The 22,792-nt window shown below is 35.1% G+C and carries 19 protein-coding genes; 8 read left to right on the top strand and 11 right to left on the bottom strand.

Going from position 1 to position 22,792, the window contains the following annotated elements; genetic code table 11:
- Nucleotides 1–97 precede the first annotated feature (97 nt).
- From OXQ85_RS17645 to OXQ85_RS17625, 5 genes are all read right to left on the bottom strand, one after another.
- Nucleotides 98–862, bottom strand: a complete 765-nt coding sequence (locus tag OXQ85_RS17645; protein ID WP_267406192.1) for a dihydrodipicolinate reductase C-terminal domain-containing protein — start codon at nt 860–862, stop codon at nt 98–100.
- A 377-nt stretch (nt 863–1,239) separates the two neighbouring features.
- A complete protein-coding gene (locus OXQ85_RS17640) occupies nt 1,240–1,488 on the bottom strand; it encodes a hypothetical protein (RefSeq protein ID WP_267406190.1) in 249 nt (82 codons plus the stop codon).
- On the bottom strand, nt 1,446–1,658 hold the full coding sequence (locus OXQ85_RS17635; protein ID WP_267406188.1) for a hypothetical protein: 213 nt from the start codon (nt 1,656–1,658) through the stop codon (nt 1,446–1,448). Before OXQ85_RS17635 ends, OXQ85_RS17640 begins: the two co-directional genes overlap by 43 nt.
- Complete coding sequence (locus OXQ85_RS17630) at nt 1,649–1,801, bottom strand: hypothetical protein (RefSeq protein ID WP_267406187.1); 153 nt, start codon at nt 1,799–1,801, stop codon at nt 1,649–1,651. Before OXQ85_RS17630 ends, OXQ85_RS17635 begins: the two co-directional genes overlap by 10 nt.
- A complete protein-coding gene (locus tag OXQ85_RS17625) occupies nt 1,802–1,969 on the bottom strand; it encodes a hypothetical protein (protein ID WP_267406186.1) in 168 nt (55 codons plus the stop codon).
- A 1,292-nt stretch (nt 1,970–3,261) separates the two neighbouring features.
- On the opposite strand from OXQ85_RS17625, the gene OXQ85_RS17620 reads away from it, so the two are divergent.
- From OXQ85_RS17620 to OXQ85_RS17595, 6 genes are read left to right on the top strand one after another with little or no spacing between them, the layout of a single operon-like run.
- A complete protein-coding gene (locus OXQ85_RS17620; protein WP_267406185.1) occupies nt 3,262–4,737 on the top strand; it encodes a response regulator in 1,476 nt (491 codons plus the stop codon).
- Between the two features lie 5 nt (nt 4,738–4,742).
- The gene (locus OXQ85_RS17615; RefSeq protein WP_267406184.1) at nt 4,743–8,354 is read left to right on the top strand and encodes a response regulator; all 3,612 of its coding nucleotides are present in this window, start codon (nt 4,743–4,745) and stop codon (nt 8,352–8,354) included.
- Nucleotides 8,355–8,369: 15 nt separating this feature from the next.
- Nucleotides 8,370–8,735 carry a response regulator gene (locus OXQ85_RS17610; RefSeq protein ID WP_267406183.1) on the top strand — a complete coding sequence of 122 codons (366 nt, stop codon included), beginning with the start codon at nt 8,370–8,372 and terminating at the stop codon, nt 8,733–8,735.
- Nucleotides 8,736–9,566, top strand: coding sequence for a protein-glutamate O-methyltransferase CheR (locus tag OXQ85_RS17605; protein ID WP_267406181.1), 831 nt, complete (start codon nt 8,736–8,738; stop codon nt 9,564–9,566).
- 13 nt (nt 9,567–9,579) lie between these two features.
- Nucleotides 9,580–10,152 carry a chemotaxis protein CheB gene (locus OXQ85_RS17600; RefSeq protein WP_267406179.1) on the top strand — a complete coding sequence of 191 codons (573 nt, stop codon included), beginning with the start codon at nt 9,580–9,582 and terminating at the stop codon, nt 10,150–10,152.
- 36 nt (nt 10,153–10,188) lie between these two features.
- Nucleotides 10,189–10,560: a response regulator gene (locus tag OXQ85_RS17595; protein ID WP_267406177.1), complete on the top strand. Its 372-nt coding sequence runs from the start codon at nt 10,189–10,191 to the stop codon at nt 10,558–10,560.
- Nucleotides 10,561–10,608: 48 nt separating this feature from the next.
- Here OXQ85_RS17595 and OXQ85_RS17590 read toward each other — a convergent pair whose 3' ends face one another.
- On the bottom strand, nt 10,609–10,911 hold the full coding sequence (locus OXQ85_RS17590) for a hypothetical protein (protein ID WP_267406176.1): 303 nt from the start codon (nt 10,909–10,911) through the stop codon (nt 10,609–10,611).
- A 200-nt stretch (nt 10,912–11,111) separates the two neighbouring features.
- Between OXQ85_RS17590 and OXQ85_RS17585 the strand changes: the two genes are divergently transcribed.
- Nucleotides 11,112–12,053: an alpha/beta hydrolase gene (locus OXQ85_RS17585; RefSeq protein ID WP_267406175.1), complete on the top strand. Its 942-nt coding sequence runs from the start codon at nt 11,112–11,114 to the stop codon at nt 12,051–12,053.
- Nucleotides 12,054–12,254: 201 nt separating this feature from the next.
- A complete protein-coding gene (locus tag OXQ85_RS17580; protein ID WP_267406174.1) occupies nt 12,255–13,484 on the top strand; it encodes a PQQ-dependent sugar dehydrogenase in 1,230 nt (409 codons plus the stop codon).
- 108 nt (nt 13,485–13,592) lie between these two features.
- Here the strand turns inward: OXQ85_RS17580 and OXQ85_RS17575 are convergent, their stop codons facing one another.
- From OXQ85_RS17575 to OXQ85_RS17555, 5 genes are all read right to left on the bottom strand, one after another.
- Nucleotides 13,593–14,498 carry a response regulator transcription factor gene (locus tag OXQ85_RS17575; protein WP_267406173.1) on the bottom strand — a complete coding sequence of 302 codons (906 nt, stop codon included), beginning with the start codon at nt 14,496–14,498 and terminating at the stop codon, nt 13,593–13,595.
- A 15-nt stretch (nt 14,499–14,513) separates the two neighbouring features.
- The gene (locus tag OXQ85_RS17570; protein WP_267406172.1) at nt 14,514–15,521 is read right to left on the bottom strand and encodes an aldo/keto reductase; all 1,008 of its coding nucleotides are present in this window, start codon (nt 15,519–15,521) and stop codon (nt 14,514–14,516) included.
- 744 nt (nt 15,522–16,265) lie between these two features.
- Complete coding sequence (locus OXQ85_RS17565) at nt 16,266–18,440, bottom strand: outer membrane beta-barrel protein (RefSeq protein ID WP_267406171.1); 2,175 nt, start codon at nt 18,438–18,440, stop codon at nt 16,266–16,268.
- Nucleotides 18,441–18,753: 313 nt separating this feature from the next.
- On the bottom strand, nt 18,754–20,055 hold the full coding sequence (locus tag OXQ85_RS17560) for a TolC family protein (RefSeq protein ID WP_267406169.1): 1,302 nt from the start codon (nt 20,053–20,055) through the stop codon (nt 18,754–18,756).
- A gap of 284 nt (nt 20,056–20,339) precedes the next feature.
- Complete coding sequence (locus OXQ85_RS17555) at nt 20,340–22,766, bottom strand: FtsX-like permease family protein (RefSeq protein WP_267406167.1); 2,427 nt, start codon at nt 22,764–22,766, stop codon at nt 20,340–20,342.
- Nucleotides 22,767–22,792 lie beyond the last annotated feature (26 nt).

Genomic DNA, 22,792 nt, shown 5'->3' with positions numbered 1-22,792 from the left:
ATATTTAAATTAAAAGAGACTGCAGTTTTGTAGTCTCTTTTGCTTTTTAAGTTTTAATCAATTTTAGAAAATTTTAGAAAAATATTCACAATTCTTCTTAGTTATTTTTTGTTTCATTAAAAAAATAAGGTTTTAAAATATCTTCAAAATTATAAAGTCCGTTTTCTTTATTAATAAGATTTTTAGCAACAAATAAAGCTCCGTTACCAAACGCTTCCCGCGAAATCGATTCATGAACCAAACGAACCGTTTGATAAGGGAATCCGAATATAACTTCATGTTTCCCGACAATTCCTCCTGCTCTTACGGAATTGATATTTTCTGTTTCAATATCCAGTGTTTCTGCAATTTTCATGGCAGTTCCCGAAATTCCGGTTTTTGCTTTAAAATGTTCTTCAATCACTTCAATATCAACCTCGGGAGCAATATTTTTCAACAACGACGCTGCAAATAGTAGATAATTTACTCCCAAAGTAATATTCGGCGACCAAAAAACAACGCCATCTTTTGACAACTCTTTTAAATAATCTTTTTCATTTTCGTTATAATGTGAAATAGCAGAAATAATTTTCACATTTTTCTGAACAGCAGCTTTTCCATAAGTATAAATTCCTTCTTCTTTGGAAAAATCAATAATAAAATCAACCGGATGATTTTCAAATAGTGTATTAATATCTATGTTTTGCTGCGAAAAAATCTGGGCAGGATCTGAAGAATCTACGCCAAGAAATTCTTTCGCAGAAATATTTTCCATGGTTTTACTGCTTCTTAAAACCCATTCTAATGAAAAATCAGGATGTTGCAAGATCACATTAGCGACCGCTTTTCCTGCTTTTCCAAATCCAATTAAACCTATTTTCATATTATCATATTTTAGTGGTTATATCAATTTTTATTTTCTGCATGAATTATTCAAGAATAATTAATAGAGCAAGTTTTAACACTTTTAAAATCTGAGTGATTTCACAGATTGTACAATTCAGTAAATACAGAAATAAATCGAAAAAGTTGAAAAAATTTTCCGATTAGAATTGTCAAGATATAAAAATTTATTTAAACGGATATTTCTTAAAAATTAATTATAAAGCTAAAAAGCAGGAATATTTTATTCCTGCTAACCACGAGTCATCAATGAGACAGCTGACTCTAAATAAAAGATTAAAAAATTTAATTTACCATTCAGACGCTAGATTTTGGACTGAAAGAAGTTTCTTATTTTAAGTTTTTGATCATTTGTATTTAATTTAAAGCCTCCTCTCTTTCCAAAAGCTTTTTTCTGAATAAAAGCAACAACGTACTGAAAAATATAAGGTACGCGATATTGAAAATCGCCCCGCCTACCCATCCTGAATACGGAAGTGATAATATTTGCTTTAAAGGAATGATGAATAAAGTTAATAAAAACGGAGTAAGAATGGCCATCCATCTTGAAAGCAATGTTTTGTTTAAAAGAATGCAAACCGCAAAAGTAATCCAACCGATTGCCAAAACGCCAATTGCTGCACCCAGGCGATATTGAGCATTTTCATAAAGCCTCTTCCCGTTTCCAGAAGATAAGGATGGGCGGCTGCATCTGTATGATAAATAGCTTTGTAAATTTCACCTACATAGAAAAATCCGGCATGCCCCAGCGGAGATAAAACCGCACCTACCAGCAAAACGTAATAGGTAAAATGGCATATCCTTTTGTTCTATTTTTTAAAAACTGAACAACAAGCCATGTTGCGGGAAGTAGCAAAGATACCGTTAATGCGCCAATCAACGCACCAAACATTAATCTTGATGTAGAACCTTCCAACATTCAGGTGGCAAAAGTAACATCTACCTGATCGGCATAGGTTTTCGAAAAAATAGGGTAATCGGCAGGATTAGGATCAAAACCGGCAACGAAAATATCGCCTATCAGCCAACATAATGAAACTACAATTCCTGCCGCGAACGACCATTTTATTTTATTTGAATATTTCATGTTTTCTTCTAATTTTTAGGTTAAAAGGAAAAATCTTTTAAAATCGCTTCAATCTTTAATTCAGAATCAAGAAATTCAACGATTTGCAAACCTTTTTCAAAAAAAATTATCTCGAAGCCAAAATAAGCGAACTTCTCCTTTTACAGCTTGAGCAGCTTTTCTCCAATGAAACTTCAAAATCTTCACTTATAAAAAAGATGAAGAAAAAATATATGCGGTAAGAGAATTTATTGTTAATAATTTAGATAAAAATCATTCTCTTATAGAATTAGCGCATCATGTGGCAACCAATGAATTTACTTTAAAAAAAGGATTTAAAGAACTTTTCGGAACCACAGTTTTTAATTTTTGGAGCGACGCTAAAATGACTCAGGCAAAAAAATGCTTCTCAACGGAAGTATGAATGTGAGTGAAGTTTCAGATTTGGTGGGATACAAAAATCCGCGGCATTTTCAGCTGCTTTTAAAAGAAAATACGGAATGATTCCTAGCGTACTGAAAAACAATAGTTAATACGTTTTCATTTTTAATATAAACTATTACAAACTGTCAGTTTACTGTCTTTTGTAAGTGGAACGGCTTTGAATTTTTAAAGTTAAGCGAGTTAAATATTGCTATCATTTGCTGAGTAGAACGCCATTGCGACCGAAATATTTAAAATAAGATATAAAACTTTAGCGCTTGATAGCGTGAAAGAGAAAATAAAGAATCGTTCTAGTCTTGTTTTCTAAAACTATGGTGAGATCCCTACGGGAATGACAAACTTTATGGATACAAACTTTTCGCGTAATCCCCAAGTTTTTTAACTTATCAATTCGGAATCAATCGATTAAAGCCTTCTCTTTATAAAAAACAAAATCCCCGACTTGCGACGGGGATAAAAACTAATAACCATGAAAACTCAAATTAAACATGAGAATCCCTGCAAAGGTATAAATAATAAAATAAACCTCCGCATAAATCGGAGGTTTTTAATTTAATAATATATGTTTAAGTGAAAAAAGTGTTGCTACTCTCTATTCAAACATTATGCCGCGAATAGGGATTTTTGAGAATTTTTTTCATATTTTTTTTACTGCTCATTGATGTTTTATATCTAAACGATTGAATAACTGCATGAAATATATTTTTAATTCAATAAAAAATATTTTGAAGTAAATTTTCTATAAAATATCAAATAAAAGTTTATGAACGTGGTACCTATCGATAATTAGACTAAAAAATATCTATTTTTCCGATAATTGTCAGTATTTTTGAACAAGTATACCTAAAATAATTTTTGACAACCTACTCATGATTTTAATCGTTGACGATAACCATAGCAACCTTTATTCACTAAAAAAATTACTGGAATCTAAGGATTTTCAAGTTGACACCGCAGATTCGGGTGAAGAAGCCTTGGGAAAAGCTTTAAAAAACAATTATGCTTTAATTATTCTGGATGTTCAGATGCCGGATATGGATGGCTTCGAAGTGGCAGAAACTCTTGCGGGATACAGCAAAACGAAAGAAGTTCCTATCATATTTTTATCGGCAGTAAATACCGAGAAAAGATTTATCACCAAAGGATATGCTTCAGGAGGAAAAGACTATGTTACGAAACCTGTAGATCCCGAAATTCTAATGTTGAAGGTAAAAACATTTTACAACCTTCAGGAGCAGAATATGGCGATGAAAAAAACGCAACAAAGCCTGGAACTTGAAGTGAAAGGAAGAAGAGAATCGCAGGGAATTATGAAATCCCAGATCGATCATTTTCATCTGATGCTGGAGTCTTTGCCACAAATCGCTTTTACCTTAAACGAAGAAGGCATCGTAGATTTTGTAAATTGTAAATGGTTTGATTATTCCAACGCTGAACAGGAATTTCCGGAAACACATCCCGATGACCTCAATATTAAAGAAGAATTTGAACGTTGTAAAAAGAAAGGAAAATTTCTGGAACTTGAAGTTCGAATTAAAAATATAAAGACGGGAGATTATCGTTATCATCTTTTGAGAGTAACGCCCGCTCGAGATGAAAATAGTATTAAAAACTGGGTGGGAACCTTCACCGATATTGATGATCAGAAAAAAGTAGAAAAGGAAAAGGATGAATTCCTGAGCATTGCGAGCCATGAGCTTAAAACACCTTTAACAAGTATTAAAGCTTACGTTCAGCTGTTAGACCGAAAATTAAAGCTTGAAAAAGAAAGTGCCGAGGCAGGATTTATGGTAAAAGTTCATGATCAGATCGAAAAACTTAATACTTTGATTACCGATCTTTTAGATGTTTCTAAAATTGAAAACGGTAAACTAAAGATCAATAAAAAACCGGCCAGTCTTGAAAATGTCATCAGCAATGCTATTGAAACTATTTTGCAGACCCATGATGAAAATAAGGTAAAAATAAAACGAGACGGCTTCATTCCTGATATTTTAATTCCTTTTGATGAGATCAGAATTGAGCAAGTTCTCATTAATTTCCTTACGAATGCCATCAAATATTCTCCACAAAACAACCAGGTTATTGTAACCACTTTTGTAGATGAAGAAGAGCAGGAAGTAAAAGTAAATGTTACCGACTTCGGAATCGGAATTCCTGATTTTAAACAGGAAGCTGTTTTCAATAAATTTTATCGTGTTGAAGAGTCCTCCCTTCAGTTTCAGGGAATGGGAATCGGGCTTTTTATCTGCTCAGAAATCATCAAACAGCACCACGGTCACATCGGAGTTTCCAGTATTGTTGACGAAGGTTCAACATTCTATTTCACATTACCATTAAATTAATTTCCATGCCGAAAAAAATCATACGAAATCTTCAGTTTGGAGTAGGATTTTCACTTTTGATCTTAATAGCAAGCTCAATAGCTTCTTATTTAAGTATCCAAAACCAAATGACCCATCGCGAAAGCGTTGGAAAAAGCAGACGTTCGGTAACCGCTGTAAAAGACGTTTTGGTTGCCCTTTTGGATGCTGAAACCGGAAATCGTGGCTATCAGCTTACAGGAAGAGAAAGTTTTCTCGAGCCTTACAAAAGAAGTCTGATTGATTATTCTAAAACTTTTGAATATGTAAAAAGTTTAGATATTCAGGATCCGCATCAGCAAAAGTTGTTAGACTCTCTTGAAAAAAATGTAGAAGCCAACTTGGTTAATATGAAACTTTTTGTGGAAAACCGCAGAAAAGGACAAATGATGACGCAACAGCAAATTGTTGAGAGCAAATCTTATATGGATAAATGCCGACAAATCGTTAAAGATTTTTCGCAATATGAAGAAACACAGCTGGCTATAAAGACAAAAGATCTCAACCAATCTTCAAATACAACCGTTTTATTTATTATTTTTTCTGCGCTTGCTGCGGTCTTTGTAACGGCATTTTTCTATATTAAACTACGTGCCGATCTTATTCGTCGTGATAAATTGGAAAAAGCCCTGAAAGCAAAAGATCTTGAAATGGCCAGACGTGTAAGTGCCATTCAACAAATTGCGAATCGTGTTGCAAAAGGAGATTACAGCCAAAAAGTGGTTGATAATTCTGAGGATGATCTGGGCGACCTTGTGGAGTCATTAAATAATATGACAGAATCTTTAAAAAGTTCGTTCGATACCATTAATAAAAGCGATTGGCGCCAGAAAGGGCTTGCCATTTTAAATGAATCTTTGGTCGGAAATAAATCTGTAAAAGAAGTTTCAGAAGAATCTCTGAATGAATTGATTGAATACGGAGGTTGCATCAACGGCTCGCTGTATCTTTATGACGAAGGTGTTTTAAGATTAAGTTCAGCGTTTGGTTTGGAAGGTAATATGAAACGTTCTTTCGAACCTGGAGAAGGAATGGTCGGGCAAGTCTTTATCAATGAAAAACCTCAGGTTTATAATAATCTTCATGAAGACGATTTTGTCGTAACTTTTGCAAGCAGCACTATCAAAATTTACGGTATTTTATTGATTCCTATTTTATCTGATGGGCACAGCATCGGTGTTTTAGAATTAGGCTCAACTTCAAACTTTGAGGAAGATCGAATTGATTATTTTGTGGAATGCAGCAGAAATATCGGCATTGCTCTGAGTGCGGCAAAAGGTCGCGAAAAAGAGCAGCAATTACTGGAAGAAACACAGGCTCAGTCTGAAGAATTACAAGTTCAGCATTCGGAACTGGAGAATTTAAATACAGAATTAGAAGCTCAGACTCAAAAATTACAGGCTTCCGAAGAAGAACTGAAAGTGCAGCAGGAAGAATTGATGCAGGCAAATGCAGAATTAGAAGAACGTTCTAGATTACTGGAAGAAAGAAATCACATGATTGCCGAGCGTAATAATGAGATTCAGAAAAAGGTAGAAGAACTGGCGCTCAGCACAAAATATAAGTCCGAATTCTTGGCGAATATGTCACATGAATTACGAACGCCTTTAAATTCGATTCTTCTGCTTTCACGACTGATGGCAGAAAATCCGGAGGAAAATTTAAATGAAGATCAAATTGAATCAGCAAAAGTTATTCAAAGTTCGGGAAGCAGCCTATTAACCTTGATTGATGAGATTTTAGATTTAGCCAAAATCGAATCCGGTAAAATGACGCTGGAATATCAGGATGTGGTGATCGATGATGTGGTGAAAGACCTTAAAAATTTATTTAATCCCGTATTTCAGGAGAAAAAGCTTCAATTCAACATCAACATTGAAGAAGATGTTAAAAAAATAATTGAAACCGACCGCTTAAGAGTAGATCAGGTATTGAGAAACTTACTGTCGAATGCGTTGAAATTTACCACAAAAGGAAGCATCAATTTACATATTCAAAAAGATGTTAAAAAGAAAGATTTCATCATCTTTTCGGTAAAAGATACAGGAATTGGGATTGCAGAAGACAAACAGAAAATTATCTTTGAAGCTTTCCAACAAGCCGATGGCTCCACGAGAAGAAAATTTGGAGGAACCGGTCTTGGATTATCAATAAGCCGTGAAATTGCAAGACTTTTAGGCGGAGAACTGATTCTTACAAGTAAGGTTAATGAAGGAAGTGAATTTAGTTTAATCATTCCAATCAAAGCGGTTGCTGAAGTTGAGCCTATCGAAACAGATAGAAATTTGGTGGAAACCATTCGTGAAGATGTAGAAGAAATTCAGCATATTTTAGGAGATCAGGAAATAGAAGTTTCAGAACCGATCAACACACTTGAAATCCCTGATAATGTGGAAGATGACCGAAACAATCTTCAACAGGATGATAAAGTTATTTTAATCATTGAAGACGATACCAATTTCGCAAAAGCCCTTTTGAAATACGCCCATTTACAGAATTACAAAGCGGTAGTTGAGGTACGAGGCGATCATGGTCTTTCTGCGGCTTTACAATATCATCCGCATGCTATTTTGCTGGATGTTCAGCTACCTGTAAAAGACGGTTGGCAAGTGATGGATGAATTAAAATCTAATCCTGAAACCAAACATATTCCGGTTCACATGATGTCTGTTTTGCATGTAAAAAAGGAAAGTCTAATGAAGGGAGCCATTGATTTCATCAACAAACCTGTCGCGTTGGATCAAATGACCGATGTTTTCAGAAAAATTGAAGAAGCCCTGAAAAAAGGTCCACAAAAAGTATTAATTGTAGAAGAAAATGCCAAACATGCGAGTGCCCTTTCCTACTTCCTGAGCAATTTCAATATTTCCTTATCCATAGAAAATAATGTTGAAGATAGCGTAAAAGCATTGACAACAGATCACGTAGATTGCGTAATTTTGGACATTGGAGCCTCAAAAGGAAACGAATACCAGATCATTGAATCAATCAAAAGTTATGATGGATTGGAAAACCTTCCAATTATTATCTTTACAGAACATAATTTAACTAAATCTGAAGAGCTGAAAATCAAGCAGTATGCTGATTCTATTGTGGTGAAAACAGCGCATTCTTATCAGCGAATTTTGGATGAGGTCGGTTTGTTTTTACATTTGGTTGAGGAAAAAAACAGCTCGATAGAGAATGTTCGAAATAAAGTATTGGGTTCATTAACGGAAGTTTTAAGCGGTAAAAAAATCTTAATTACCGACGATGATGTTCGTAATATTTTCTCTTTAACGAAAGCTTTAGAAAAATACAAAGTTGAAGTTGTAGTGGCGATGGACGGAAAACATGCCCTTCAGCAATTAAAAGAAAACCCGGATATAGATGTCATTCTGATGGATATGATGATGCCGGAAATGGACGGTTATGAATCTATTAGGGAAATTAGAAAAATGCCAAAATATGCAAGGCTTCCGATTATTGCCATTACCGCAAAATCAATGATTGGGGAGCGTGAAAAATGTATCACAGCAGGCGCATCCGATTATATCTCAAAACCTGTGGATATCGATCAGTTGTTGTCTCTGCTTAGGGTTTGGTTGTATGAAAGTTAAACAGCAAAAGTTCTGATGAATAAGAAAGTTTTAATTGTGGACGACGATCCACGAAATATATTTGCGTTAAAATTAACATTAAAAGCACGCGGATATCAGATTGAAAGCTGTACGATGGCGCAGGAAGCCATTGAAGTCTTGAAAAATGATAATGATTTTACGGTCGTATTGATGGATATGATGATGCCGGAAATGGATGGCTATCAGGCGATTAAAATTATGCGAGAAACACCATCTATCAGCCATATTCCGGTGATTGCTGTTACCGCTCAGGCTATGCCGGAAGATCGCCAAAAATGCTTGGATGCAGGCGCTCAGGACTATGTTTCAAAACCGATAGATGTAGATCTGTTAATGAATGCTATTGAAAAATTACTCTAAATGCTGGAACCTAGTATCGTAAAAGATGAAGAAGTAGAATACCTGATTAAAGATGTTTATGAAATGTATGGCTACGATTTTTCCGAATACAGCCGTGCGTCTTTTAAACGCAGGGTAAACCGTATCTGTTTGATTGACAGATTTACGAGCTTTGCAGAATTAAGATACACCATACTTAACGATCCTGAATATTTAAAGCGTTTCATAGAAGAAATTACAGTAAACGTGACAGAAATGTTCCGTGATCCGCACTTTTTTAAAGCACTAAGGGAAAAAATTTTACCCCAGTTGGGAACCTATCCTCTAATTAGAATTTGGGTAGCGGGCTGCTCAACGGGTGAAGAAGCTTATTCGATGGCGATTTTACTGAAAGAAGCCAATCTTTATCATAAATCGCTGATCTACGGAACAGATTTAAATCCTTCTGTGTTGGAAACGGCAAGAGCCGGAGTTTTTCCTTTGCAGCAAATGAAATTATATTCTGAAAATTACATCGCATCCGGTGGAAAAAAAGATTTTTCAGACTATTATACGGCGAATTATGATAGTGTACGATTCGATAAAGCTTTGCAGGAAAAGTTGATCTTATCTACCCACAATTTGGTTTCAGACAGTTCTTTCAACAGTTTTCAGTTGATTATCTGCCGAAATGTTTTGATCTATTTTGACCGCCATTTGCAGGAGAGAGTTTTCCGTTTATTTGATAATAGTTTAGAAAATTTAGGTTTTTTAGCTTTAGGCGCAAAAGAAACATTAAGATTTTCTAAATTAGATAAAAATTTCAACCAAATAGACGATCAGAAAATCTGGAAGAAAGTAGATCATAGCTAAGAATGATTACCCAATGGAAACAAAAAACACAAATATAGAGTTAATCATTATCGGAGGTTCGGCGGGAAGCCTGCAGGTGATCCTGGAAATGATAAAAAATTTAGATGATAATCTTCATTTTGCCATTTTATTGGTGGTACACAGAAAAGCGAATTCAAGCAATATTTTGCAGACTTTGCTTCAGCAGTTTTCGCCAATGGAAGTTATTGAAATAGAAGATAAGACAGAAATCGAGAATAATAAATTATACATCACACCAGCGGATTATCATTTGTTATTTGAAGATAAAAAAACGATGTCACTGGACAGTTCAGAGAAGATGAATTATTCGAGACCGTCTATTGATGTCACCTTTAAATCGGCAGCAGAAATTTTTGGGGAAAGCATGATTGGCATACTTTTGTCTGGGGCTAATGCCGATGGAGTCGAAGGTTTGGGCTACATAAAAAAAAATAACGGTAAAGTTTGGATTCAGGATCCTGAAACCGCAGAAGTAGATTATATGCCGAAGCATGCAGTAGATGAAATTGATTATGATTTAATCATTAAACCGAATAATTTAGCGAATTATATTAATCAATTATAAAAATAAAGAAACCTAACGAAGTTAAATATACCTAAAATGAGTAAAAAGAAAATTTTGATTTTTGATGATGACACAACAATTCTGGAAGTGATCACCATCATTTTTGAAGAGAATGGTTATCAGGTCGAAATTTCAGAAACTTCACATGATATTTTGGAAAAAGTGGCTCAGTACCAACCCGATGTTATCTTGATGGATAACTGGATTCCGAAAATCGGTGGCGTAGAAGCAACCAAGCTTTTGAAAAACCATGAGGAATTTAAAAATATTCCTGTGATTTATGTAACGGCAAATAACGACATTGTAGCTTTAGCCCAGCAGGCTCAGGCAGACGATTATGTTGCAAAACCTTTTAATTTGGAAGACCTTGAAGATAAGGTTGAAAAATATTTGAAAGAAAAAGTTTAATTAAATTTTTTCCACCTATCAATCCCTGCCATTTGGTGGGGATTGATTTTACACAATTTTCTCCATTTCTTCAGAATCAGATTCTCTGAGGTGATCAAACTTTTCTCGTATAAAATCAACGCTGCATTTTTCATTATTCAATTCATTGATTAATGAGTATAAAAACATTTTCAGCTCCGGATTTGCTACTATTTTTTCGGTAAAAGTGGTTGCGATAATCATCTTTTTAGAAACCAGATTTTCCGCAAAAGTATATTCATTGCTTACATCTACATCAACTCCGAAATGCTGTTTAACACTTAATGTTAAATATCTGCTGATTAATTCTTTATTTTCTTTAATACGTTCCATCTTTAGTGCTTTTTCTTATTAATACAATAATATTTATGCCATAATTGTTTTTTTTGATGTTAAAATTATCTTTTGTAAAAGATTTTAACTTTTCGTGCGTCCGGTTGAGCCTTGAAATTGTCTATCTGAACATCTTTCTGCGTGCTTTCCTTTCCCTTCTGTTTTAAGTTTGCATCATAATCAAACAAAAACAAACTACAATGAAAACAATTAGAAAAATCTCAGTTACAAGTGTTTTATGTCTTACTCTTTTCACAACATTATCCATGTCTTGCAGAGAAGAAAGTGAAATGACCGTTCAGGAAATTCAGGCTGAAAATCATCAGAACGCCAAAACACGATTTGTTGAGGTTAAAGGCAATACATTTGCCTACCGTATTTTGGGAAATGATAACGGTATTCCTTTGGTGCTTTTACCCGGTTTGGGAGGTTCTATGGACGACTGGGATCCGGCAGTAACAGACGGATTGGCAAAAAAATATAAAGTCATTATTTTCGATAATAAAGGAGTCGCTTCTTCAAAAGGTACAACACCGAATACCATTCAGGCCATGGCAGATGATGCCATAGATTTTGTGGAAGCGCTACATATAAACAAAATCAATATCATGGGGTTTTCAATGGGCGGTTTCGTTGCTCAAAGAGTGGTGCTTACCAAGCCTTCTTTAATTAATAAAGTTATTTTAACAGGAACCGGACCAAAAGGTGCCATCGGATTGGCAAATCTTCCTAATATCATCGCCGGAGCAGCAGGATTAAACCCGGAAGAATCTTTTCTTCAGTTTGGATTTACGAATTCTGTAGAAAGTATTGCCGCCGGAAAAGCAGCTTTTAACAGAATTCAGCTTCGTACCACAGATAGAGATATTGCTCTGAATGATGCCACTTCCCTATCTCAGCTGACAGCCGTTTTAGAATGGGCTCAACCCAACAGTAACGCTCTGGAGGAAATCAAACAGATTAAAAATCCTGTACTAATTGTGCATGGTGAAAACGACTTGCCAGTATCGGTTCAAAATGCGAAGAATATGTCTCAGAATTTAGAGCATTCAGAATTATTGATCTTTCCGGATTCCGGACATGCTTCATTTTTTCAAAACCATGATGCTTTTGTTTCTAAAGCAATAGAATTTTTACAATAACTGAAAAAATAATCTTACATTTTATAAGACCTTAATCCGCCAGGATTGAGGTCTATTTTATTTACTGCTAAATATTTAAGCAAAAAAATAAATGCAATCGATTGAATGAATTTTATTAAAAACCACACAAAAGTGAATTACGGCAAGTAATTTGCATCAAAAAACCCGTATTAATTATCAAAATCATCAAAAATTTGAATTATGAAAATGAAAGCTTACCATGTAATGATTGCCTCATCATTGCTTTTCGCAAGTTGTAATGATAGTATTGACGAAAACGGTGAACAGAATGGCCCTGCCCTGCCGCCTGTAGAAACTAATCCCGGCAATACCAATTACCAACCTGCTTTTGCTGGACAAACCCGGGCGAACGGCATGAAAACAAATACTCCTTACGTGAGCGAGATTGTAACTTCATCCCTTACTTCGCCTTGGGGCATTACCAATTTACCGGACGGAAGACTGCTGATTACCCAAAAAACAGGAACTATGCGAATTGTAACCCCCACAGGGACAGTGAGTAATCCTATCACCGGGCTTCCTGCCGTAAACTCAGGCGGACAGGGCGGATTGTTGGGATTGTGTGTTGACCCTCAATTTACTTCTAACAGAATGGTTTACTGGGTGTTTTCTGAGAATGTTTCAGGTGGAAATATGACTTCAGTAGCAAAAGGAAGGCTTTCAAATGAAGAAACAATTATTGAAAATCCGACGGTTATTTACAGAGCTACTCCTTCAGCTAATGTTGGCAATCTTCACTACGGAGGTCGTATTTTATTCGACAGCACAGGAAATCTTTTCGTGAGTACAGGCGAACGCTCCGATATATCAACGAGACCTTTAGCACAATCGGTAACAGCAGCAGTCGGTAAGATTTTAAGAATTACAACGAGCGGTCAGCCGGCTCCGGGAAATCCTACATTTACAGGATCGGGTGCTCTACCTGAACTATATAGCATTGGGCACAGAAATCCACAGGGAATTGCGATTCATCCCGTAACCGGAGACTTATGGCAAAGTGAGCATGGGCCTAGAGGTGGCGATGAAATTAACAGAGTGCAAGCCGGAAAAAATTACGGATGGCCAACCATTACCTATGGAATTGAATATTCTGGAGAAACTATTGGTGATGGTATTCAGCAGAAAGATGGTTTAGAACAGCCGATTTATTATTGGGATCCTGTGATTTCACCAAGCGGAATTACTTTCTACAAAGGCAATACGATTCCTGAGTGGCAAAACAATCTTTTCTTAGCTTCATTAAGCGGAATGCATGTAGCTCGATTAGTGATCGAAAATAATAAAGTTGTGGGCGAAGAAAGGCTTTTAGCAACAGAAAACCAACGTTTCAGAGATATTACCCAAGGATTGGATAATGCACTGTATACGGTGACTGATGCCGGAAGACTTTACCGAATCCGTAAACAGTAAAAAAGTTGCAAGAGGGAAGAGGGAGGCTGGAAGTTAATGCTCAAATAATATTTATTATTTTCAGACCATCAAAAACCTCCAACTTCCCTCTTCTCTCTTCCTTTCTTATCAATTAAACTTAAATTTTGCTCTGAATTCCAGTGGCGCCATATTCGTTTTCTTCTTAAACAACGTGCTGAATGACTGCGAATATTCAAATCCAAGTACATACGCAATCTCACTTACAGACAATTGTGTGGAAGAAAGCTTTTCTTTTGCCTTGCTGATTAATTTTTCATGAATATGCTGCTGCGTATTCTGCCCTGTATGAATTCTTAAAAGATCACTTAAATAATTTGGGGAAAGATTCATGACTTCCGCAATTTGATGAACTGTTAAAAGACCTTTCTGAGCAGATTGTTCTTGATCAAAGTATTCATTTAAATATTGCTCAAACTTCGCTAATAGCTGATGGTTTCCGTTTTTTCTAGTGATAAACTGTCTTTCATAGAACCGGTTGGAATAATTTAACAACAAATCGATTTGAGATAGAATGATTTCCTGAGTATGATGATCAATATGCTGGCATTCCTTATCAATTTTATGTAAGATTTCAACCAAATCATTTTCTTCGTCTTCCGATAAATGTAATGCCTCATTTACGGCATAGGAAAAGAATCCGAAGCCTGAAATGGTTTGTGCCAATGGATGTTTCAGCAAAAAATCTTCATGAAAAATCAATAAATATCCTTTCCCGTCACAATCGAACGAGTTAAAATCCAAATAATGAACCTGATGGGGAGCCGTAAAACTCAGGACTCCTTTATCATAGTCATAATGCTGTTGTCCGTACCGCATTTTTCCGGTCGCTTCACGTTTCAGAGCGATACAGTAAAACCGATTGGTAAAACCTTTCCAAATTTCATCTTCTATGAAAATACTTTCCGATAAATTAATAACGCTCACCAAAGGGTGCTTCGGCTGAGGAAGCGACAACAGGCGGTGAAAAGCTGAAATAGAGGCAATGATTTTCATGATGTAAATGTAATATTAATAATCTAAAAGCCCCATGCTGAATTCGTCATAAGGAGCTCCCGTATCGATTCCCAAAGGTACAATACTTTCGAGTTTTTGCAATTCATTTTCAGAAAGTTGAATTTCGGCAGATGCTATATTCTGTTCTACATATTTTCTGCGTTTTGTCCCCGGAATCGGAACAATACCTTTGCTCATAATCCATGCCAATGCCAATTGCGAAGAAGTTACATTTTTCTCTTTTGCCATATTTTCTATCGCTTCTACCAATTCGATGTTCTTGTGGAAATACTGCTCCTGAAAACGCGGAATTCCTCTTCTGAAATCATGCTCCGGCAAATCGTTGACAGAGCGGATGTTCCCGGATAAAAAGCCACGCCCAAGCGGTGAATAAGCCACAAAACCAACTCCCAATTCTTCCAATGTTTGCAAAACACCTTTTTCTTCCACGGTTCTTTCAAACAAAGAATACTCACTCTGAACAGCCGTAATCGGATGTACCGCGTGTGCTCTTTTTAAGGTTTCCGAAGATACTTCCGATAAACCTATATACTTTACTTTGCCTTCTTTTACCAAATCGCTCATTGCCCCTACCGTTTCCTCAATCGGCGTATTTTTATCCAAACGGTGCATATAATACAGATCGATATAATCTGTTTTCAGGTTTTTCAATGATTTTTCTACGGCTTTTTTTACGTAATCTTTGGATCCGTTGATTGCCCAAGTTATTTTATCCTGATCATCGATTTCCCATCCGAATTTTGTCGCAATAATGTATTTTTCACGATCGCTTCCGATTGCTTTTGCAATAAGCTGTTCATTTTTAAACGGACCGTACAGATCTGCGGTATCTAAAAAATTACCTCCCAATTCAAAAGAACGGTGAATGGTAGCAATCGCTTCATTTTCATCGGATTCTCCGTACATATTGGCTCCTTCAAAACCTGTCATTCCCATACATCCTAATCCTAATTTGGGAATTACCAGTCCCTGACTTCCTAATTTTATTTGCTCTACGCTCATATTTTTTATTTTTACTGATACAAAGTTGAGCAGAAATCACGAAGTGGATGTATGCAAAACGAAGAAGGTTGTATGTAAATTACTGATGCTATTTTAAACTGCACATAAACTTATTTTATTTCTCACAGTTTTCACAGATGATGTTGTATCCATAAAGTTTGTCATCCCCGTAAGGATCTAGGCATAGTATTAGAAAAAGATTGAAATAATTCTTGATTTTTTTTAACGCTATCGATCGCTAAAGCTTTGCATCTCATTTTAAATATTTTCGGTCGCAATGGCGTTCTACTAAGCAAATGATAGCAGTACTTAGCTCGCTTAACTATAAAACTCAAAGTCTTAAATTTTGAACACAGAACCCACTAAGTCTTTTTTTTGACTACCAATTGTTTTAAGTTACACAAAGCCGTTTCACTTATAAAAGCTTACAAAGTTTTTTCAAGTTTGTAAAATAGAGGATAACCAAACATAAATTTTAATGAACTGTGCTTAGATTTCTGAGGAATGAAAAACTAGGTAGCTATTTCTATATTTGATGAAAAGGCAACTACCCTAGCCCTGATTGAAGAATTTGTTTGAGCTCATTTATTTTGGTTTCGGCGGCGCGGCGAAGCCGCGCCGCCGAAACCAAAATAAATGGCGAGTGCGGAAAGCAGGAATAGCTTCAAAAAAAATAAACTCGTAATAAAAAACGGACAATGAAATCAATTCACTGCCCGTTTATAAATTTAACATTAAAAAAATTTACTTTCCGCCGCCGCCATCTTTTTCAACATCGGTTTTGGTATTTTCTTTTACTTTCTGGTTTCCGAAACGTTTTACGAATGATATGGAAGCTCCGTACCAATCCCATTTTGAAGAACTTCTGGTAAATCCTGATTGGTTATAGCTTGTAGCATCATAATTCGGTCTTTTAAAGATATTCATCAACTGTAAGCTGACTTCCATCTGGGTTTTCGGGAAGATTTTTGTTGCTGAAATATTATGAAATACATTCGGCTTATTGGTGTAAGAATTTCCGTTACTTTGATTTCCGACTTCAACCCAAGCACTTAAATTAATATTTTTATTAAAAAGATTGGTGTATGAAAGGTTGGCGGTAGCACTCAGATAACTGATGTAGAAATTATTATCAATTTTATTTTTAGCATTAAAATCACTATTATCGATATAGTACCATCCCAATCCCATATTTACGGTAAATTTATTCTTGAAAAAGGTCTGGTTGGTATTCGCATACAGATAATATTTATGAACTTTTCCATTGAAATTGGATTCCTGTGTAATGGTTACCTGCTGCGGATTTCCGTTGGCATCAGGAATGGTTCCCGGGATATAATCTGTCCAGTAATCCTGATCGGTAAACATATATCTTGCAGAGATAAAATATTTCTTTAAAATCCCAAATTTCATGTATAATCTGTCGCTCGGGTTTGGATTCAAATCCATATTCCCGCGGCTGTAAATTCCGTCGTTATTAGGAATCATAAAAGGGTTAAACTCTGAGTACCAGGGCCTCCAGATATTACGGTTGTAGGTTAAACTCAGATCATATTTGTCTGAAAAAGAATATTTTAATAACAAATTAGGCAAAAATGTACCGTAAGAATCTTTTCTCGAAGCACCCGAAATATCCTGACGCATCCTTAAATCGGTATATTCATAACGAAGCCCTACTCTTGTTTCTAATTTCTTAAAAAATGTTCTGCTATAATTGGCATATAATGAATTAATATTATCCTCATAATGAAAGGCATCATTCGGACTAAGCCCGGCCAGCTGATTTCCATATAAGCTATTCGGAATTATATTATTATTGAAATTCATCTTTCCTCCCACTTCAAAGGTCGCCCCGGATTTTCCTAAAGGTTGGGTGTAATCTATTTTCAGATAATAATTTCGGTTCTCAATATCAGAAAGAACCCCAATTTCGTTTACGGAAGGCGTATTAGAATAGATATTTCTTAAAAAATAACTATCTTCCGACTGTCCGTAATAGTTGGTTCCCACATTAATATCTAAAATTCTGTTTTTCTCCTTATCGTAATATTTATAGAAAAGATTGGTTCCCAAATTACGGTTTAAGCCCGTTGCTGTCTGGTTTTGCTGAATTGTACTTGTTAATTCATTATTTAAATAATTCGTCCCTTCCGCATTTGAAAAAGAGTTGGAATTACTTTGATAATACTCTAAAATCAACCCTACCGTATTTTTGTCATTCAATGCATATTCTGAAGTAGATGAAACCGAAGGACTCTTATATCTTCCTTCATTTCTAGAGCTCATTTCCATCAGAGAATTATTCGCATAAGTCACATACGTACTTGAGTTTTTCTGCACATTGATGTTATCGCTGTAACTTCCGATTAAGGTTTGTGTAAAGCTTTTTTTATGATAGTTAAGGTTTAAATTCGTGTATTGCGAATTCTTGGTATTCTGTCTGTTGTTAAATGTTACACTTCCTTTCAGGCCTTCGTCATCACGTTTTTTCAGGACGATATTAATGACAGATCCTGTGGCTTCATATCTTGAAGAAGGGCTTGTGATCACCTCAACCTTCATTAAATTATCTGCCGGAATGGTTTTTAAATATTCCTTCAGTTCTTTTCCCGTGAAAACGGATTTTCTATCGTTAATATAAACGGTAACAGATTCTCCTTCTGCTTTTATGGCGTCATTATTATCAATGCTCACAAGCGGAGTCATTCTTAATACGTCCCAAGTTGTATTTCCGGCAAGAATAGAGCTGTTGGCTACATTGAAAACCGTTCTGTCGACTTTAGATTCTACGGTTGGTTTTCTTACGGTAACGGTAACGGCTTCAATTTCCTTTTCCTTAGGTTTTATGGTATCGTTTTTAGTCTGTGCAAAAGCAACAATGCCCACTAATAAGGCAATCGATGTTAATTTGATTTTCATTACATGAGAAGTTTTCATACATAAGACACCTCAAAAAGAATATTTGTTACATCAGAATGAAAATAAAGTACATGATGTTTATCATTTAAAATTAAAAATCTAAAAATCAAAACCTTATAATCAATTTGAATTTTATAAAATGAAAATATTTTCAGTAAATGATGGCGAGACTTTAGTCTTCGACGGGCTCAGACCGACAAATCTAATACTAAATGTCTCATTTGAAGGTGTCAGATTGAGCTTAGCCTGTAGTGAGCTTGTCGAACTATCGAAATCTCAAATATTTTTTCAACAAGCTCTTAGTTTTTTTATCTTAGTTTAATTCAGATTCTAATACTTTTAACAATTCTGTCTGCTGAATAACGTCATTTTTGCTGTTGATGAGATTATAATTCGCTTGAAGCCAATTGTTTCTTACCACAAAAAAAGTATAGGCATCCATTAATCCTTCTTTATATTTTTCTTCAGATTTCTGGAAAGACAGCTTCTGATTTTCAAAATTAGCTTCCAGCAAATGATATTTTTCCTGAGCATTCAGAAATTGAGCTTTAATGGAATTAATGCTTTGCGTTAAATTATTAATCACCAATTCTTTATCATAATTTGAATTGATGACATTCAGCTTGGCAATTTCCACATTGTTTTTCACCTGAAATTTATTGAAGACAGGAATATTCAATCCAAAAAACAACGACTGATTTTTGTTTTGTGTAAACTGATCGGAAAAACGGGTCGTTATTACCTCATCTTTCCCTAAAACCCTGTTGTAAAAAGTAGACCAGCTGTAACTCGCGTTCAGAGTAGGTAAATAAGCTGCTCTGGAGATATTTACAGATTTTTTCTGAGCATTAATCTCCGCGATAACCGTTTTATATGCCGGATTTTTCTCTAATAAATTCTTTGTAAAATCGGGATCTTCAAAATTTATTACCGCAAGATTTTCTTCAGTATCCGCTACAAAATCTATAGAATCTTGGGTAATCGCCAACGCATTCAATAAATTAATTTTAGCAATATCCCGCTGATTTTTAGCAGAAACCCATTGTTCCTGTAAAGTTCCCAAATTGGCTTTAATATCGTAAATATCACTTTTTGAACGGCTTCCGATTTCTACTTCTTTTTCGGTTCGTTTGATCTGTTCTTCCATTCCCGAAATTTGGGTTTGAAGAACGTCCAACCAGCTTTTACTGTTTTGATAGATGAAAAAAGTTTGAACTACATTTAGTTTTACTTCATTTTGCGCTTGTTTCAGCCTGAATGTGCTTGTTTCTTTATTCAGTTTTGATAAAGAAATGTTGAGATAATTTCGCCAATTAAAAAGCTCCAAATTAGCCTGTGCAATAAACTGATCATATTGCGTATTCAATGCTTCCCTCTGATTATTAGACTGATTGATCGATGACCCGAAGCTATAACTATGATTTACCGCTGCATCCACAGAAGGCAATAACATCCCTTTTGAAGCTGAGATCTGGCGGTCGTTCTTTTTAATATTCACCGTTGCCTGCTTAATTAAGGGATGATTTGCAGAAGCATAATCCAGACATTGCTGCAAATTCCAGGATTGCTGGGCCGGAAAAATGCCTATTATGAATAGGAAAATAAAATTTTTCATTGTAAAAAATAGGATTGAATGATTATTATAAAGGAAATAATAAAACTTAAATTTCTTAAACTGAATAAACTTCGTTTATTCTCTTTTTTAAACATTAAGGATTTTAGAAATTTTACACTGCTAAAAATTAAGAGATCAATAAATTGATCTTTATTAAGTTCTTTAAGTTTAAAAAAAATGAAAATCTTAAATTCTTAATGTTTATGTATTTTAATAAAACTTTTCATTTTAAAAAGTAGAATTGAATGATAATTAGAAATAAATGAATCATGAAAAAGATCATTTTATTCGTATTTTAAATATTTCTTAAGGTTTACTTTGGTAGCTTTAAAGGCTTTAATGCTAACTACAGAAAAAGTTAATATCAGCAACAAAACAAGACTCAAAAGATACGGCCACCACGGCATTTCTATTCGGTAAGCGAAATCTTTCAGCCATTCGTTCATGGCATAATATCCAAACGGAAAGCTGATAAAAACCGCCAGGATGCAGATCAATAAAAACTTTTTTGTTAAATCCCAAATGATCATCTTTTCATCGGCTCCCAAGGCTTTTTTAATGGCAACATCTTTTAATTTCTGATCGATAAGAAGTGACGATAAAGCAAAAAGTCCGAGTAAAGCAACTATCAAAACAATAGAATTCAGAATAGTGAATAATGTTCGTTGTTTTTGGAATTTTTCGAAAGTTTTTGCAAATCTTTTATCTACAAATTCATAGTCGAAAGGATAGCCTGGTTCAGCTTTTAGTGTCCAGAATTCTTTAATCTTTTCAATCGTTCCATTAATATCTTCTTTCGAAAGCTTTATCTGAACATTCTGCATATTGTTTTTCGCCCAGCTTCTATCATAATTAAAAAACAGAATAGGTTCTACAGGAGCGTCTACACCATTCATATTAAAATCTTTAAGAACGCCTAAAATTTTATATTTTTTATGAGAATCCCAACCAGGATACACTTCTTTACCGAGCGCATTATTTTTATTCCAGCCCATTTTTTTAATGAATGATTCGTTAGCCACCGCCCCAAACATCGTATCGGAAGCTTTTCGCATATCCAAATCTCTTCCCGAAGCAAATTTCATTTTGTAAAATTCAAAATAATTATAGTCTATTCCTCCCAGCGCGACGCCATTTACTGCTTTTGTTGTGTCTAAAGCATTTTTTACCGATGAAGCATTCGCAATACCATTTGCCATGGTGTTGATGGATCCGGTAACAGCTTCTACACCGTGAATCTTAGAAATTTCAGTTTTTAGTCTAAGGTATTTTTTATACGTATAATCGTCTTGCCAATCGGTCTTTTTAAAATCAATCTGAATAACCTGATCGCCTTTAAAACCAAGGTCTTTATTCAGCATATAATTCACCTGAAAATAAATAATCAGAGAGCAGATGATAAAGAATGAAGAAACCGCCAGCTGTAAGGTTAAAATTGAATTTCGCAACCAAATTCCATGTTTACTTCTTGCAAAATTTCCTTTTAGGGTATGAATTGGCTTAAAATTAGAAAGATACAGCGCAGGAATAATGCCTGAAATAAAGGCAAAAACAATCAATAAAATTCCTGAATAGATAAAAATTTGGGGATCATTGAGCAGCATTTCTTTATTCAAAAATTTATTGTAAGACGGCAAAAGTATCTCTATCAATGCAAAAGCGATGATAAATGATGCCAAACAGATCATCAGATTTTCCAGTAGAAACTGCGTGATAATTTGCCCTCTTGTACTTCCGGTTGCCTTTCTTATTCCGACTTCTTTTGCTCTTTGAGAAGCCTGTGCCGTTTTCAGATTAATTAAATTGATACCTGAAAGTAATAAAATCAATCCCGACAATCCTAACAGAACCATAATTGATCTTTTATCTCCTTTATTGATTCCCAACCCTTTCGCATCAAGTTTCATGGTACTAATCGGCGTGAGGAAAACCTCTGTTTTATCCTTTTCGTCATATTTTCCCGACCATTTCAGCATGGCAATTTTTTCATGCTCATTAAGTTGCTCAGAAAGTTTTTTCTCCAGATTTCTAACATCAGTTCCGGGTTTTATTTTAAAATAACCAATGTAGCTGTAATTCGTCCACTGAAGATCATTTCGGTCTATATCTTTATTTCGAAGAACAAACCCCGGAGTGAATACGGTATGGGAGGAAGGAAACTTATAAACCGCAGAAACTACATAATCTTTATTGTTTTGCCCGTCGGCTTTAATAATTTTCCCGATACATTCTTTATATTCATCACCAAAAAGTGCTTTTGCCGTTTCTTCTGAAATAGCAATTTTTCCGTCATCGCTGATGGCATTTTTTAGATTTCCGGCAATCCTTTCCATGGGAAAAAAATCGAAATAAGATTCTGTAGCCCAAGTGGCACTTGTATATACCGAGCGATCTCCCGCAATAAGACGCGTCTTAAAAAAATCCCAGGAATTAGCAATCGCAAAATCTTCAATTTCACTAAATTTTTCCTTTGAAACCGACAACGCAGGATAACTGGAAGTAGAAATAAATCCGAAAGAATTTTTATTTTCAACAAGATAAATATGGTCTTTATTCGTATTCCTGCTTTCATAAGACCGTTCATCTATCCAATGGATAAACACCAACAGAAAAATACATAAGCCCACACTCAATCCCAATACATTGATGATGGTTGAAAGCCAGTTTTTTGTATAATTGATAAATGCTATTTTGAGCCAGTTTTTTAACATAGGTTTTGGTTGTTGGTTGATAGTTT

Source organism: Chryseobacterium sp. GM_Chr_2 (assembly GCF_026540445.1).
In the GTDB taxonomy this organism is placed as follows: Bacteria; Bacteroidota; Bacteroidia; order Flavobacteriales; family Weeksellaceae; genus Chryseobacterium.
Note: the sequence above shows the minus strand (reverse complement) of the source record. Positions and strands in the feature narration are given on the sequence as shown.

What these genes read in the sequence shown, in the direction of transcription:
- OXQ85_RS17645 (WP_267406192.1), bottom strand. Translation starts at nt 862, where the DNA reads ATGAAAATAGGTTTAATTGGATTTGGAAAAGCAGGAAAAGCGGTCGCT.
- OXQ85_RS17630 (WP_267406187.1), bottom strand. Translation starts at nt 1,801, where the DNA reads ATGTTGGAAGGTTCTACATCAAGATTAATGTTTGGTGCGTTGATTGGC.
- OXQ85_RS17625 (WP_267406186.1), bottom strand. Translation starts at nt 1,969, where the DNA reads ATGAAATATTCAAATAAAATAAAATGGTCGTTCGCGGCAGGAATTGTA.
- OXQ85_RS17620 (WP_267406185.1), top strand. Translation starts at nt 3,262, where the DNA reads ATGATTTTAATCGTTGACGATAACCATAGCAACCTTTATTCACTAAAA.
- OXQ85_RS17615 (WP_267406184.1), top strand. Translation starts at nt 4,743, where the DNA reads ATGCCGAAAAAAATCATACGAAATCTTCAGTTTGGAGTAGGATTTTCA.
- OXQ85_RS17610 (WP_267406183.1), top strand. Translation starts at nt 8,370, where the DNA reads ATGAATAAGAAAGTTTTAATTGTGGACGACGATCCACGAAATATATTT.
- OXQ85_RS17605 (WP_267406181.1), top strand. Translation starts at nt 8,736, where the DNA reads ATGCTGGAACCTAGTATCGTAAAAGATGAAGAAGTAGAATACCTGATT.
- OXQ85_RS17600 (WP_267406179.1), top strand. Translation starts at nt 9,580, where the DNA reads ATGGAAACAAAAAACACAAATATAGAGTTAATCATTATCGGAGGTTCG.
- OXQ85_RS17595 (WP_267406177.1), top strand. Translation starts at nt 10,189, where the DNA reads ATGAGTAAAAAGAAAATTTTGATTTTTGATGATGACACAACAATTCTG.
- OXQ85_RS17590 (WP_267406176.1), bottom strand. Translation starts at nt 10,911, where the DNA reads ATGGAACGTATTAAAGAAAATAAAGAATTAATCAGCAGATATTTAACA.
- OXQ85_RS17585 (WP_267406175.1), top strand. Translation starts at nt 11,112, where the DNA reads ATGAAAACAATTAGAAAAATCTCAGTTACAAGTGTTTTATGTCTTACT.
- OXQ85_RS17580 (WP_267406174.1), top strand. Translation starts at nt 12,255, where the DNA reads ATGAAAATGAAAGCTTACCATGTAATGATTGCCTCATCATTGCTTTTC.
- OXQ85_RS17575 (WP_267406173.1), bottom strand. Translation starts at nt 14,498, where the DNA reads ATGAAAATCATTGCCTCTATTTCAGCTTTTCACCGCCTGTTGTCGCTT.
- OXQ85_RS17570 (WP_267406172.1), bottom strand. Translation starts at nt 15,521, where the DNA reads ATGAGCGTAGAGCAAATAAAATTAGGAAGTCAGGGACTGGTAATTCCC.
- OXQ85_RS17565 (WP_267406171.1), bottom strand. Translation starts at nt 18,440, where the DNA reads ATGAAAATCAAATTAACATCGATTGCCTTATTAGTGGGCATTGTTGCT.
- OXQ85_RS17560 (WP_267406169.1), bottom strand. Translation starts at nt 20,055, where the DNA reads ATGAAAAATTTTATTTTCCTATTCATAATAGGCATTTTTCCGGCCCAG.
- OXQ85_RS17555 (WP_267406167.1), bottom strand. Translation starts at nt 22,766, where the DNA reads ATGTTAAAAAACTGGCTCAAAATAGCATTTATCAATTATACAAAAAAC.